This window comes from Mycobacterium kubicae (genome assembly GCF_015689175.1).
Classification (GTDB): Bacteria; Actinomycetota; Actinomycetes; order Mycobacteriales; family Mycobacteriaceae; genus Mycobacterium; species Mycobacterium kubicae.
In genome coordinates, this window is record NZ_CP065047.1 from 5,158,987 (window position 1) to 5,173,328 (window position 14,342).

General features: G+C 63.4%; 10 protein-coding genes and 5 pseudogenes. 10 read left to right on the plus strand and 5 right to left on the minus strand.

From position 1 onward, the window contains the following. Window positions 1-8 precede the first annotated feature (8 nt). Both I2456_RS24120 and I2456_RS24125 read right to left on the minus strand, forming a co-directional pair. On the minus strand, window positions 9-1,196 hold the full coding sequence (locus tag I2456_RS24120) for a thiolase family protein (RefSeq protein WP_033721567.1): 1,188 nt from the start codon (window positions 1,194-1,196) through the stop codon (window positions 9-11). A 40-nt stretch (window positions 1,197-1,236) separates the two neighbouring features. Next, on the minus strand, window positions 1,237-2,391 hold the full coding sequence (locus I2456_RS24125; RefSeq protein WP_007172216.1) for an acyl-CoA dehydrogenase family protein: 1,155 nt from the start codon (window positions 2,389-2,391) through the stop codon (window positions 1,237-1,239). A 456-nt stretch (window positions 2,392-2,847) separates the two neighbouring features. Here I2456_RS24125 and I2456_RS24130 point away from each other — a divergent pair, with 456 nt between their 5' ends. From I2456_RS24130 to I2456_RS24170, 9 genes and pseudogenes are all read left to right on the plus strand, one after another. Then, a complete protein-coding gene (locus I2456_RS24130; protein WP_007172215.1) occupies window positions 2,848-3,021 on the plus strand; it encodes a hypothetical protein in 174 nt (57 codons plus the stop codon). Next, window positions 3,018-4,409 carry an acyclic terpene utilization AtuA family protein gene (locus I2456_RS24135; RefSeq protein WP_033721564.1) on the plus strand — a complete coding sequence of 464 codons (1,392 nt, stop codon included), beginning with the start codon at window positions 3,018-3,020 and terminating at the stop codon, window positions 4,407-4,409. Before I2456_RS24130 ends, I2456_RS24135 begins: the two co-directional genes overlap by 4 nt. After that, window positions 4,396-4,731 carry an AtuA-related protein gene (locus I2456_RS24140; RefSeq protein ID WP_007172213.1) on the plus strand — a complete coding sequence of 112 codons (336 nt, stop codon included), beginning with the start codon at window positions 4,396-4,398 and terminating at the stop codon, window positions 4,729-4,731. The genes I2456_RS24135 and I2456_RS24140 overlap by 14 nt, the downstream gene beginning before the upstream one ends. A 32-nt stretch (window positions 4,732-4,763) precedes the next feature. Continuing rightward, window positions 4,764-5,240 carry an FAS1-like dehydratase domain-containing protein gene (locus tag I2456_RS24145; RefSeq protein ID WP_170826177.1) on the plus strand — a complete coding sequence of 159 codons (477 nt, stop codon included), beginning with the start codon at window positions 4,764-4,766 and terminating at the stop codon, window positions 5,238-5,240. A 14-nt stretch (window positions 5,241-5,254) separates the two neighbouring features. Beyond that, on the plus strand, window positions 5,255-5,707 hold the full coding sequence (locus tag I2456_RS24150; protein WP_007172211.1) for a MaoC/PaaZ C-terminal domain-containing protein: 453 nt from the start codon (window positions 5,255-5,257) through the stop codon (window positions 5,705-5,707). 291 nt (window positions 5,708-5,998) lie between these two features. Then, window positions 5,999-7,040: pseudogene (locus I2456_RS24155) on the plus strand (alpha/beta hydrolase). 250 nt (window positions 7,041-7,290) lie between these two features. Then, a pseudogene (locus tag I2456_RS24160) lies at window positions 7,291-8,690 on the plus strand (cytochrome P450). Continuing rightward, window positions 8,687-9,343, plus strand: coding sequence for a transglutaminase-like domain-containing protein (locus I2456_RS24165; RefSeq protein WP_007172209.1), 657 nt, complete (start codon window positions 8,687-8,689; stop codon window positions 9,341-9,343). Before I2456_RS24160 ends, I2456_RS24165 begins: the two are co-directional and overlap by 4 nt. Before the next feature lie 76 nt (window positions 9,344-9,419). After that, complete coding sequence (locus tag I2456_RS24170; protein ID WP_047324229.1) at window positions 9,420-10,562, plus strand: acyl-CoA dehydrogenase family protein; 1,143 nt, start codon at window positions 9,420-9,422, stop codon at window positions 10,560-10,562. Between the two features lie 50 nt (window positions 10,563-10,612). On the opposite strand, the pseudogene I2456_RS24175 reads toward I2456_RS24170, so the two are convergent. Then, window positions 10,613-11,219 (minus strand): annotated as a pseudogene (locus I2456_RS24175) (IS5 family transposase); the annotation flags it as partial. A gap of 188 nt (window positions 11,220-11,407) precedes the next feature. On the opposite strand from I2456_RS24175, the gene I2456_RS24180 reads away from it, so the two are divergent. Continuing rightward, window positions 11,408-12,682, plus strand: coding sequence for an ISL3 family transposase (locus I2456_RS24180; protein ID WP_046187320.1), 1,275 nt, complete (start codon window positions 11,408-11,410; stop codon window positions 12,680-12,682). A 14-nt stretch (window positions 12,683-12,696) separates the two neighbouring features. Here the strand turns inward: I2456_RS24180 and I2456_RS24185 are convergent. Continuing rightward, window positions 12,697-13,032 (minus strand): annotated as a pseudogene (locus I2456_RS24185) (IS5 family transposase); the annotation flags it as partial. Next, window positions 13,031-14,319, minus strand: a pseudogene (locus I2456_RS24190) (IS1380 family transposase); the annotation flags it as partial. The pseudogenes I2456_RS24185 and I2456_RS24190, both read right to left, overlap by 2 nt. Window positions 14,320-14,342: the final 23 nt, after the last annotated feature.

Sequence of the window (14,342 nt, forward strand, 5' to 3'; positions counted from 1 at the left end):
AGCAGTTGTCACGGCGTCCTCCCCAAGAGTACGGTCGAATGGTCTGCCATCATGCCGCCGTAAGTGTGTACCAATGCTATTTCTGCAGACACTTGACGATCCGCAGCCTTCCCCATCACTTGGCGCGCAGCTTCGATCAGCATCGACATTCCCGACGCGTCGCCGGTGTGTCCGAATGACAGCAGACCCCCGTAGGTGTTCACCGGAAGGTCACCGCCGGGCGCCCCCCGCCCATCCAGGAAGAAGTGGCCACCTTTAGCTGCCGCCACCAGCCCCGTTTCCTCCAACAGCAGTATCGGGTTGATCGTGAAGGCATCGTACAGTTCGGCCACCTGCACGTCCGAAGGCGAAAGATCGGCCATTTCGAACGCGGCACGCGCTGACACGCTGGCACCCATTGTTGCGAAGTCGCTGGTGTGGGTGATGTTGCCGTGATCGTGGTGTTCACCGAAGCCCAATACATAGGCCGGTTGGTCGGTGATTTCCCGCGCGCGGTCACCATGGGCCACTAGGAACACGGCGCCACCTTCACACGGTACTGAGCAGTCCAGCAAATTGAACGGCCACGCGATAGGTCGTGAAGCCAGAACCATCTCGACGGTGAGCGGACCCGCGTTGCGCATCAAAGCATCTGGATGCCGTAACGCCCACTCGCGGCTCGAGACCGCCACGGCGGCAAGAGCATCGCGGCTCGTTCCGCGTTCGGCCATATGCCGCGTGGCGGCTAAGGCGTAAAGGGCTGGGATGAAGCTGCCGTATGGGTACTCAAAGTCCGGGTGGCTGATCATGCGCGCCATTGCGTTGGCGCCGCCTCCCCGCCCCACCTTGGGGAATTTCCCCGCACCGATACAGAGCACCGCGTTTGCAAGGCCGGCGCTGATTGCAAGTGCAGCCCGCGACAGCATGATCGTGTAGGTCGCCCCACCGACGTTGACAGTCTCACAAAAGCGCGGCCGGATGCCCAACACGTCATTGAGGCGCTCGTGGACGAAGATGTCGGCACCCGCACCGCTGGCCATGCCGGACGGGCAAACCAGCAGGCCGTCCACATCGCGGGGACCAAGTGAATGGCTCTGCAGAAACCGACGAAGCACCAACTCCTGCATGCCCGCGCCGTCGTGGCCTTCGTACTTTCCTGGCGGTAGTTCTTCTACTGCGGCGATAGCCGGCTCGCTGGCAAGTGCCCAAGTTCTCACGTTGACCTCATGGAAGCAGCCACCCAAACCTAGTCGACGTTCAGTATGACCGTGGAAGCGCGAGACTATGCTGCGCAACATAATTGAGGATCATCTCCCGGCTGATCGGTGCCGTCCGCATCAACCGCGCCGGTCCCCACAACGTCGCCAACCCGTACTCCGTAGCCAGACCGTTGCCGCCATGCGTCTGAATCGCTTGGTCCAGCGCAAGGATTCCGGCTTCAGCTGCCGCGTACTTGGCCATATTCGCCGCCTCGCCGGCCCCTGCCTCGCCGGCATCGTGTAAGGCGGCCGCCCGTTGGGTCATCAAGCGTGCGAGTTCAACCTGAATTTTGGCGTGCGCCAGCGGATGAGCGACTCCCTGATGTGCCCCTATAGGGGTGTCCCACACCCTGCGCTCCCGGGCGTAGGTACATGCCTTGTTTAACGCGTACCGGCCGATCCCATTGCCCAGCGCCGCCCCCATTATCCGTTCCGGATTCAGACCAACGAATACCTGCCGCAGTCCCTCGTCCCGAGCGCCGATCAAGTTGTCACCGGGAACACGTACATCGTCGAAGAACAGGGTGAACTGTTTCTCCGGTGTCACGGCTTGCACGGGAATCAGAGTCTTCTGCAGGCCGGCAGCGTCCGTGGGAACCACCATCAGCGACAGCCGGCCGCGCCCACGCTCGTCAGTACCCGTTCGGGTGACCACCAAGATGGCTTGCGCCTCGTCCACTCCCGAGATGTAGTACTTGGTGCCACGCAGAACCCAGTCGGCGCCGTCCCGCTTGGCGGTCGTCGCTATGTTGTGCGAGTTTGAGCCCGCGTCGGGCTCGGTGATCGCAAACGACATTATGATCTCGCCGCTCGCAATGCCCGGAAGCCAACGCCGTTTCTGCTCGTCGGTTCCGAACGCTTGGATGATGGTGCCACAAATGGCCGGCGACACCACCGTCATCAACAACGGGCACCCCGCCGCCGCCAACTCCTCTCCCACGGCATGCAGTTCGTAGATACCCCCACCGCCACCGCCGTACTCCTCGGCAATATTCACCCCGAGAAAACCTTGCTTACCTACCTCCTGCCACAGTTCCGTAGACTTCTCGCCCCCCAGGGATTTGGTCAGGTAGTAATCGTGGCCGTACGACTTCCCGATGGCCGCAACCGCCGCCCGCAGATCCCGCCGTTCCTGGCTCTCTGATATCTCCATACCGCTCAACCCCTTGAATCACCCGCAGGTCCGGGTTTGCACCGGCCACGACAAACTTCAGGCGACACACCGAGGAATTCGAGGGAAGCTTCCGTCACCGCTCGACAGCAGCGTAATCGCCCGGTGATACGTTATCGGCCGTTAACATTGACGCGCAAGTCCGCGTGTCGGTAGTGCGTCGACTTCCAGTGACCGGCTTTACGCCACGCCGGATACGTGATTTCTCGGCAGCAGCCGGAGTCGTTCTAATCCCCAGCCCATGAGCAGAAAGGCAATCTCGCCCCTCTGGCGTGGCGCAACGTCGACAACTTCGGGAAGCTCGATTCGCTTGACCCGGACGCCGGGCCTCGGGTCACTGCCGAGCGGTGTCAAGACAGCGTACGCTAACGCCAATTAACAGGCCCGCGGCCAAGAGCTTTGCGGTCGACGGCCGGGGACAGAGAGGAGGAAAACACGATGCCCGGAACGATGCTGATTGCTGCGGGGGTCACCGGCAAAGGACGGCTGGCCGGGCGCGCCGCATTCGTGCCCTTTGTCGATCCGGCAGTCGGCGGGATACCGCCAAGCGCGCCGCCGCCTAGTGCCGACATCGCGGCGGCAAGCGCCGAGGCGGCGCAGGAGTGCGCATGAGTGCCAGCGTGCGGATCGGTGCTGGTGCCGGCTATTGGGGTGACATGGTGGATCCCGCGGTGGAACTCATTGAGCAGGGCGGTGTCGAGTTTGCCTGCTTCGACCTGCTGGCCGAGTTGACCGTTGCGCTCCTTACCCGTGCCAAGATGCGTGACCCGGGTAAAGGGTACGTGCCCGATGTCGAACCCATTCTGCGTCAGGCGCTGCCCGCTGCCCGCCGTAACGACGTCGGCATCGTGACCAATGGGGGCGGAGCGAACCCGGGTGCCGCCGCACTGGCCGCTGCGCGAGTGGCCTGTGACGCCGGATATCCCGACACCCGCATCGGAACCATTGAGGGCGACGACTTGACGGGGAGAATCGCCGAAATCAGGGATTCGGGTTGGCAATTCGCGCACCTTGAGTCCGGCGAAGAAGACATCGACCGCATCGCCGACCGGATCGTCGCTGTCTCGGCGTACACCGGCTCCGACGGGATCATTGACGCACTTGACGGCGACGCCGATGTCGTGATCGGCGGCAGGCTTGCCGACTCTGCGCTTTATTGCGGGCCGCTCATGCGCCACTTCGGGTGGATATTTGAGCGTAATCCCGACCTGATCGGCGCCGCGCTTACCGTCGGTCATGTACTGGAGTGTGCGGGCATCGCGACCGGCGGCATGTCCTCGCAGTGGCGGCTGTCGCGTGATCCGTGGCGGCTCGGGTTCCCGATGGCCGAGATGTCGGCTGACGGCACCGCTGTGATCAGTAAGGTGCCGGGCTCGGGTGGGGTGCTCAACGAGTGGACCATCAAAGAGCATTTGCTTTACGAAGTGCACGACCCGTTCTGCTATTTGCTGCCCGACGGTGTCGTCGACATGGGCGGTGTCGAGGTCAAAGAACTCGGCCCCGACCGCGTGCAGCTCACGGGCATGACCGGCCGCCGACGGCCGGACACGCTCAAGGTGCAGATCGGCTACGAGGACGGCTACCTCGCCGAGGGGCGCACGATGATCCCCTGGCCCGATGCTCTGGAGAAGGCCGACTTCTGCGAGAGGCTAGTGCGCGGCCGCATCAAGTACCTGGGTGTCATTCCGCAGGAGATGCGTTTCGACCGTGTCGGTTGGGACGCGCTGGCCGGCCCGGTGGCCCCACGACCGGCACCCGACGCCCAGCCCAACGAGGTCGAGCTCCGGATGGTGGCCAAGTGCCGCACCCGCAGCGAGGCCGAGGTCGCCCGCCGCGCGATGCTGCTGCCAGCGACGGCCGGTCCGGTGGGTACCGCCTTCGGCGCGCCGCTGGCGGTGCGCAAGGTGATAGCGCTGTGGCCGACCCTGGTACCGCGTGAGTTCGTCCCACAGCACGTCCGTGTCCAGGCCGCCAAGGAGATGCTCGATGCCCACCATTGACGAGTTGGCGTTCGTGCGTTCAGGCGACAAGGGTGACATCTCCAACGTCGTGGTGCTCGCCCGCGACGCCGAGGCTTTTGCCGCGCTGCAACGCGGACTGCGGCCGGAGGCCATCACCTCCTTCATGAAGGGTCTGGTCACCGGAACCGTGACGATCTACACGCTGCCTCGCCTGCATGCGTTCAACATCGTCATGCGGGGAGCCCTCGGCGGCGGCGCAACCGCAACACTGCGCTTCGACGAGACCGGCAAGTCGATGTGTTCGATCCTGTCCCGCATGCCCCTGCCCGAACCCGCCATCGAAGGGAAGGCAACACCGTGAGCTCCCACACCAACGATGTCACCGGGCTCGGGATGGCGTTCGGCACTCTAGAGGAGGGCCGGTCCTGGGTCGGTCGTCGCTCCGAGCCAAAGCAGGCGTGGTTTCCGATCGACCGATCGATGATCCTCTACTACTGCTCTCTGGTTGAGGACGCCAACCCACGGTACTGGGAGGGCGACGAGTGCCCACCGGGCCTGCTGATGACCCTGGGCATGAACCCGCAATGGGCGCCCGCGCACCTGCACCGCGAGGACGGGCTTTTCGCGCTCAACGTTCCCCTGCCCGGCCACCACATCATCAACGCCTCCACCACCACCGAGCTGGAGCGCCGACCCCGAGTCGGTGACCACGTTTGGATAGTCGAGGAGATCGTCTCGCTATCCGACGAGAAGACGACTCGGCTGGGAACCGGCGTCTTCATCACATCGCTTACCACCTACACCGACCAGCACGGCGAGAACATCGCCCGCAACACCAACGTCCTGTTCCGCTACGACACAGCCCAGTAAACCCGGGGGCGCTCATGACCAAGATCAGCACTGCAGACATCAAAGGCCTTACCTTCGATGACGTCATTGTCGGCGACGAGATCACGCCGGTGTCGATTCCTATCACCTACAAGCGGGTCTGCATGAACGCCGCGGCGACGTGGGACTGGTTCCCGGGCCATCACGATCCGGAGTACGCACGCAGCCAGGGCCAGCGAACGATCTACCTGTCGACGCTGTTCTTTCACGGCTTCATCGACCGGGGCCTCACCGACTGGGCGGGCCCCGACGCGCTCCTGCGCCGGCGCAAGATATCGATGATCAAGTCGATCTACCCGGGACAGACCGCGACCCTTACCGGGCGGGTGGTGGCCAAGCGCCAAGACCGCGGAATGCGCCTGGTCGACCTGGAACTGGCAGTGTCCAGCGAGGAGGGCATATGCGTGCCCAGTGAGGCGACCTTGCAACTGCCGGCCGGTCGGCGGTAATCGAGAACTTCGACAGCCGTCGCTGCATCATCGTTGCCTACGTTCCTGCGCCAGCTCGACCGGGGGACGACCCGCTCTGGATCGCGTAGCTCTGCGGCTCTGGCGACGACGGCGCGCGTCGCTTTGAAGGCTGCCGGTAGATCAGTAACAGTGGTTCCTACAAGGCCTGCTTCCTTCTTATACCCACCACTTCAAAGACGACGTGGCCCCGCGCCAGCGACCTCGATCCGCTATACGCGGGCTTTGGGATGCTACAGGGGGCCGCACCAACGAAAAGCTGGCTGGCTTATCGTGATATCCGTTTCCTCGGATTGGGATCCGAGCCTGACAAGCTACCTCATCGCAACATCCGCACGCGGGGTCCTTCGCCCATTGACGCAAGCACTACCGTCCAACCAGTACGGGCTTGCTGTGATGGATCGGGTGCTTCGGGCGGCGCTCATCGCGTCCCGCCCACGCCCAGGACTGCGCGTAAGGCTGGTCGACACCGTCTTCGCCGGCGATCGAGTGAGGGGAGATTGGGTCGTCGCACCGAACGTCAACCCGGACGGGCCACCGATCCTTTACATTCACGGCGGCGCATTTTCGATGTGCTCTCCCAAAACCCATCGCGGTCTGCTGGGCGAACTGTCTGCCGCGTCGCTGCGCCCGGTCTTCGCGGTCCGCTATCGATTGGCTCCGCGTTACCCGTATCCGGCGGCTGCTGACGACGCACTGAGGGCCTACCGGTGGTTGGCGGGCTCTGAAGAATCGACATCAGCCCGCACGGTAGCGATCGCAGGCTGTCAACGGCAATCGAAAACTGATCAGGAGTCGGCCGCGCACTGGTCAGTATTCACTTGCCGCCGACACAGGCGATTCGGCGGGCGGCCAACTGGCGGTCGCGACCTCGTTGGGTGCACTCGCACATCGCCTGCCGTTGCCTGACCGCATGCTACTGATGTCCCCCGTCATCGATCTGACGTGTCAGCTGGCGACGGCTCGCGAAATCTGGCGCCGCGATCCTTTCGCATCCGCCCGATCCGCGTCGCGGGCGCTGAGTCTCTACGTGGGCGACGCCGATCCGCACGACCCCCGCGTCAACGTGCTCGCCACCGACCTCACCGGCATGCCGCCGACATTGATCCAGGTGGGCGGGAGAGAAATGCTGCTCGACGATTCCCGACGACTCGCCGAGCGCATGCTCGCCGCGGGGTCGTCCGTGCAACTTCAGGTGTTTCGCGGTCAAATTCACGTGTTTCAAGCCCTGTTTCGACTCTTGCCCGAGGCGCGTCACGCTTTGCGCCTCAGCGGGGCGTTTCTCGCCGACAGCGCTGAACGCAAGTTTCCTTGACGCCGGAGCTGAACGCGGGCGCAGCGGCTAGCTGCGCGGCGACCGCCTTTGCGCGCCACTGGGAGCCCGTTGACAAGTCAGATATGCATGTATTAATTTTGACATTATTGGGCGTAATGTAAACAGCTGGTCGGTTCCTCATCGCGAGCAGGCCGCCAACGACGACCACAGGCCGGGGAGCGACAATGGTTAACCCGCTACACGCGCCCGTCGATAAAGCCATAAAGCCCGGGAACGGTTATCTTCGGTCATCTTGATTCCCGCGCCGCAACGGGTGGACGACGGACTTCGCCGGTGGAGTCGGCGGTGGCCAGTGCGTGAACTGGCAGCCCCCCGGCTGGAAGCGGATTGCGACCGGTTCTCGGTGATGCCGGGCTCCCCTTGGTCGGGCACACCCTCGACTACATCCGGTTTGGGTCCGACCTGGGCAGAGAGCGCTACGAGCGGTTCGGTTCTGTCTCGTGGATGGGAGCGTTCGGTACCAAAATGGCGGTCATCGCGGGCCCCCAAGCTACCCAAGAGGCGCTCACCACCAACGCAAAGGCGTTCTCGCAAGACGGCTGGGCCTTTCTCATCGACGCGTTCTTCCACCGCGGATTGATGCTGATGAGCTTTGACGAACACCTCATGCACCGGCGCATCATGCAGGAGGCCTTCACGCGGCCGCGACTGGCCGGCTACGTCACCCAAGTGACCCCTTGCGTCCGCGCAACCCTGCCCACGTGGCCGACCGGCCCGTCCGTCCGCATGTACCCGCTGTTGAAAAACCTGACCCTCGACATCGCCACCGATGTGTTCATGGGTGGCCGAGGCAAAGACAGCAGCGACGCCATTAACCAGGCGTTCGTCGCTACGGTACGCGCGGCCAGCTCACTCGTCCGCGCGCCGCTTCCCGGCACCCGCTATCGCGCCGGGGTCCGCGGCCGACGGGTGCTTGAGGAGTACTTCGCCCGGCACTTGCCGGCCGCCCGGGCCGGCGACAGCAATGACCTGTTCTCGGCGCTGTGCCATGCCAGCACCGAAGACGGGCAACGTTTCAGTGACTCCGATGTCATCAACCACATGATTTTTCTGATGATGGCCGCTCACGACACATCGACGATCACCACCACCGCGGTAACTTATTACCTGGCAAAGCATCCAGAATGGCAGGATCGGGTTCGCGCCGAAAGCGATGTTCTCGGCGACCGGTCACCGGAGATCGATGATTTGGAAGGGCTCAGGTCCCTCGATCTGGTGATCAAGGAATCCATGAGACTCGTGGCGCCGGTTCCGCTAGTGATGCGCAAAACAGTGGAAGACACCGCAATAGACGGCCACTACATCCCCTCCGACACGCTTGTGGCGATCACTCCCGCCGTCAACCATTTCGTCCGCGAAGTCTGGCATAACCCGGATCGCTTCGACCCCTTACGTTTCGACGTCCCACGCCGCGAAGACCAAGCCCATCGCTTCGCGTGGCTGCCGTTCGGGGGTGGCGCGCACAAATGCATCGGTATGCATTTCGGCACCCTCGAGGTGAAAGCGATCCTGCACCAGATGCTGCGCACGTTCACCTTCGGCCTCGACACCGATTACCGCATCCGTTGGGACAACACATCGCTGCCGATCCCGGTCGACGGGTTACCGATCAGGCTCCACCACCGATGAAGTTAGAGTTCGCGCGGTTCCTTGCACCCACCGAATTCCTCGACTGGAAACACGATGCCGTGCAGCAGTTCACCGAATCGGCGACGCGTAACGCCATTGATTCCGTCGATAAGGCGTGCCGCATCTTCACCGCTGTCCGTGATTCGATCTGGTACGACCCGTATTCCGTCTCCGACGACCCGTGCCAGTACCGAGCCAGCGCGGTCGCCGTCGCCGAGCGCGCCTACTGTGTCCCCAAGGCGGTGCTCTTGACGGCTGCGTGTCGCGCCGCGGGGATTCCGGCGCGGTTGGGTTTCGCCGACGTCCGCAACCATCTGCAGACCCCGAGTCTCCGTGAACGGATGGGTGGCTCGGACGTTTTCGTCTACCACGGCTACAGTCAAATGCTGCTGAATGGCCGGTGGGTCAAGGCCACGCCGGCGTTCAACCGCGAGTTATGCGCGCGCTTCGGGGTCCCTCCTATCGAATTCGACGGTCAGCGAGACGCCATGTTGCACGCTCACACAGGCGACGGCTCCCAACACATGGAATACCTCCATGACCGTGGCGTTTTCGACGACCTTCCCCTCACGGAAATCATCGACGCGCTGCGCGACAACTACAGCGAACTCATCTACGAACCTCCGCCCATATCAGACTCGTTCACCAATTAACAGTTTGAAAGATTATGCTTGTGCAAAGCACTAATGCGGGATATCTCACGGCAGCTAACCGAAAGGACGCCTCCCTATGACAGCCGCCTCACCCTGGCTCAACCCGGAATTGGAAGCGCTTCGTGATCTCGCCGCAAAGTTCGTTGCCACTGAGATTGCACCCCACTCAGAGCGCTTCGCCGAGCAACACCATGTCGACCGGGCGGTGTGGGAACGAGCAGGCGAGCTGGGCCTGCTGTGCATGTCGATGCCGGTCGAATACGGCGGCGGCGGCGGGACATTCGCACACGAGGCAGTTCTGCTCGAAGAGCAAGCTCGAATCGGGGACAGTTCGTGGGGCGCCGGCCTGCACAGCGGCATCGTCGCACACTACATCCTGCACTACGCCCGGGAAGACCTGAAAAGGCAGTGGCTGCCCAAGATGGCGTCGGGCGAATTGATCGGTGCCATTGCGATGACGGAGGCCGGAACCGGATCTGATCTTCAAAGCGTGAAGACGCGCGCCGTCCTCGATGGGGACGAGTACGTCATCACCGGCTCGAAGACGTTCATCACCAATGGTCAGCAAGCCGATCTCATTGTCGTCGTGGCCAAGACCGACCATACTCAAGGTGCCAACGGTATTTCGCTGATTGTCGTGGAAGCCGATCGCCCCGGGTTCCGGAGAGGACGAGTCCTCAGCAAAATAGGTCAGCGCGGTCAGGACACATCTGAATTGTTTTTCGACGGCGTGCGCGTCCCCAAGACGCATCTGCTAGGCGACACCGAGGGGCAAGGTTTCATCCAGCTGATGACGCAACTGCCGCAGGAGCGACTAATCGTTGCGGTCGGAGCGGTTGCCGCCATGGAATTGGCCTTGCAGCAGACGGTCAAATACACGCGCGAACGAGAGGCCTTCGGACGAACGATCTTCGGGTTCCAGAACACCAAGTTCACCCTGGCCGAAGCGGCCACTGAAACAAGGATTGCGCGAGTATTCCTCGACCACTGCATCTGCCTACACCTCCAGGGCCAGCTCGACGTGCAAACTGTCGCGATGGCCAAATGGTGGACGACGGAACGGGCGATGAAAGTCCTCGACGACTGCCTGCAGCTGCACGGCGGGTACGGATACATGACGGAATATCCGATTTCGCGTCTCTGGGTTGATCAGCGAGTACAGAAAATCTACGCGGGGTCTAACGAAATAATGAAAGAGATTATTTCGAGGTCGCTTTGACAAGATAGCGACGACCGAACGCCCGGTGTATCAACGCAGATGAGGATCTGCTACTTGAGACAGGCAAGCTCCACCGCAGATAAAGCCATCGAATGGATCACGGCGCAGGCCAGCAGTACACCGCCGAGGTATGTTAGGGCGTACTTGTCGTAGCGGGTCGCGATGCCGCGCCACTGCTTGAGCCGATTGAAGCCACGTTCGACGGTGTTGCGCAGCGCGTAGATCTCGGCGTCGAACGCCGGTGGGCGGCCGCCGGCGGATCCCTTGGCCTTGCGGCGGTCGATCTGATCTCGACGTTCGGGAATCGTGTGCTTGATTCTGCGGGAACGCAATTGGGTACGGGTGCTCGGATGCGAATACGCCTTGTCGGCGAGCAACCGGAAATCGTCAGCGGACTGGTCTGAATCCCTGCATGTCGCGGCGTAATCATCGAGCAGCGCCATCAATTGCGGGTTGTCGCCGGCTTGGCCGGCGGTGAGCCGGACCGCCACGGGAGCTTCGCGAGGATCAGTCAGCGCGTGGATCTTGGTGGTCAGCCCGCCGCGGGAACGCCCGATCGCATGATCGTCGGGCTCATCGGCAGATTTCTTGTAATTCGAATTCGACAGTGCCCCCTGTGCACAACGTGTCCGAACGGGCGCCCGCCGAGTGTTGATGGGGCTCTGCGGAAATGAGCGTGCAGCAGTGGTTGGCGGATATCCGCGGTGGGGGTTCGTGTCGTTGAGCTGAGGTGGGGCCTCGGTGGGTGACGATTCAGGTTCCTACACGCCGCTTCACCAACACCACCGAGGTGACCCTTGCCTGAGGCTACTGCCTGCCCGCCGTCGGTTGTTGCCGACACGATCATGCGCACCATCGAGTTGGGGGTGACGATCACCGACGCCGCGGTCGACGAGAAGACGACGACGATCTTCTGCAGGCCGGTGGCCTGTGACGCCAGGTGTCCGGACTGCGGCCGGGAGGGCCGCTACCGCGACACTGTGACTCGGCCGTTGACGGATCTGCCGGTGGCCGGCTACCCGCTGGTGCTGCAGGGTGCCCTACCTCGCTACCGCTGCACAACGCCAGCGTGTGGGCGGGCAGTGTTCAACCAGGATCTGGGCAAGTTGGCGGCCCCGCGCTCATCGACGACGCGGCGCTGTGCCCGGTATGTATTGCGGCGGTTGATGATCGACCGCACCACCATTTCGGCGATCGCCGCCGAACTCGGGGTGTCCTGGCATACTGTCAGCTCCATCGCGATGCGTGCGACCGCCGGCCTGATCGCCACAACCGGGCCGGATCGGCTGGCCGGGGTGACGGTGATCGGTGTCGATGAGCATCGCTGGGCGCCTCGGCGTCGCGGCACAGAGGGGTTCGTCACGCTGATCATCGACCTCACGCCTACCCACGACCAGACCGGCCCGGCACGCCTGCTCGACCTGGTCGAAGGACGCTCAGCGACCGCACTGGCCACGTGGTTGGCCGCCCAACCCACCGACTTTGCCCGGGCCGTGGAGGTCATTGCGATGGACGGGTTCGCCGGCTACAAGACCGCCGCCACCGAGGTCATCCCGGACGCGGTCACCGTGATGGACCCCTTCCACGTTGTGGCTTTGGCCGGGACCAAGCTCGACCTGATCCGCCAACGCATCCAGCAGCAGACCCTGGGTCGGCGCGGACACACCGGTGACCCGCTCTATGGGATCCGGCGCATCGCCCGAACCCGCCTGCAGCTGCTCTCCCCACGCCAATACACCCGGCTGACCGAGGTGCTCGACGGCGACGACCATCTCGCCGTCAAGGTCGCCTGGCTGATCTATCAGAAGATCATCGCCGCCTACGCCGACCCGAACCGACGTCACGGCAAGAAGGCAATGACCAGGCTGATCGAGTCGATACGGCGCGGCGTACCCGCCGGATTGGAGGAGATCGCCCAACTCGGCCGCACGCTATCGCGCCGCCGCGCCGACATCCTGGCCTTCTTCGACCACCACGTCTCCAACGGACCCACCGAGGCCATCAACGGCCGCCTGGAAGCATTGCGCCGCAACGCCCTCGGATTCCGCAACCTCACCCACTACCGTTGGCGCTCACTACTACACAGCGGAGCACTCCACCAACTTGTCAATGCACTCTGAATTACGAAGAGCCGTTGATGGGCACGCACGTTGGTCGAATCGACTGATAACAGCTTTTCGATGTCGGCGTGCACGTCGGCGTCGAACCCGAACGAGGCCGCGACCCGGGCGAACATCTCGTCGTACGTGCCGTCCAGCGACCACCGGTGATGGCGTTTCCACACTGTTTGCCACGGCCCGAATTCGGCGGGCAGGTCCCGCCACGGGCATCCTGTGCGAAAATGCCAGGCGATCGCTTCCAGGATCAGCCGGTGATCACGAAACCTGTTGCCTCGCTTACCGTCATGCGACGGCATCAACGGCTCGACCACCGCCCAAAACTCATCACAAATCACACCCGTCCGTGTCACGAGATCGATCTTGGCTGCGGGCGGGTTGATGACGCTCGAAGGCCAGGGTTTGAGTCCAGGCGATCAGGTCGCCAGCCAGGGCGACGACTTCGAGCCAGATCCGGTTGGCCCGGTAGCTGTGGAAAGGCAGGTTACGCAGGCCGGTGTCCTTCAGACAGCGGATACGGTCTTCGGCGCGGGCGCGTTGGCGGTGACGCACTTCCAGGGTCGGCAGCGTCCAGCCGGTTCCGCGAGTGTTGGTCGCAAAGCAGGTGATTCGCCAGCCGTTATGGTCGGTCAGCCGTAGCTGGGCACCGGGGTGAGGACGTTCACGGCGGGCGATGACTCGCATCCCGCGTGGCCATTCCTGGGGGCCGTACTTGGCCGGCGAACGGGTGGGTTTGACCGGGGTCGGCATCCAGTTGGTGAGCTCGGCGACCTGCGCACCCTCACGAGGTGCGCCGTCACTGTCGAGCGCAGCCACCCAAGCCTGCTCGGGAATCGTCTCGATCGCGGCCTGGACAGGGCCGTGAGCGGGAAACCCGATGGAATAGTGCAATCCGGCGTCGGTGAGGTGATGCAGGAATGCTTTAGACGCCCCGCCGGCATCGGCGCGCACCAGCACCTGGCCCCGCTCGGCGGCGGGCAGTTGTTCCAGCGCGGCGCCCAGCACTGTGATGTGATCAGAACTATTGAACGGCGAGGCCTTTCCGGGCGTAGGTCCAGCGCCAGAGTTTCTCCGGTGCCGTGCTCGCCATGGTCGACAAAAGCGCACATCGGGGCGAACCCATAAGACATCTTGTGGGTCGCCTCAGCGCCCTCCTTATCCGAATGCGCCGCCACCAGGGTGGCATCGATATCGACGATGACCTGCCCACCCTCTCGTGTTCCCGGTGTTCCCGCCAGCGGCCGACGCCGTGACCAGACCCGGTCACGGGCTGCAGCGTGTGCCGAGCGCAGCGCCATGACCGCAGCATCGGTGGTGGCGTCATCGACGGCCAACGCCGCAAACAACCGAGACACAGTCGGGTCGGAGGCCACGACTCCGAACAAGTCGCGCTGCGCACGGACTGCGGCCACATCGGCCAAACAGTCACCACCGAGCGCGACCGCGATCGCCACGTCAAGCAGCACCTTGCCCGGATCATGGCGGGCCCGCGCCAGCCGCCACGGCCCCAGCGCCCTCGATAGGACAAGCCCCAGGCCCGCAACCCGGATCGTCTCGTTCATCATCGCCGCGCCCGATGACGTCACCAACGACTCGCGGACATCATCGACGACCAGCCCACCAACTGCGTTACGCTTCACCTACGGAGTTGCCTTCCTGCTTG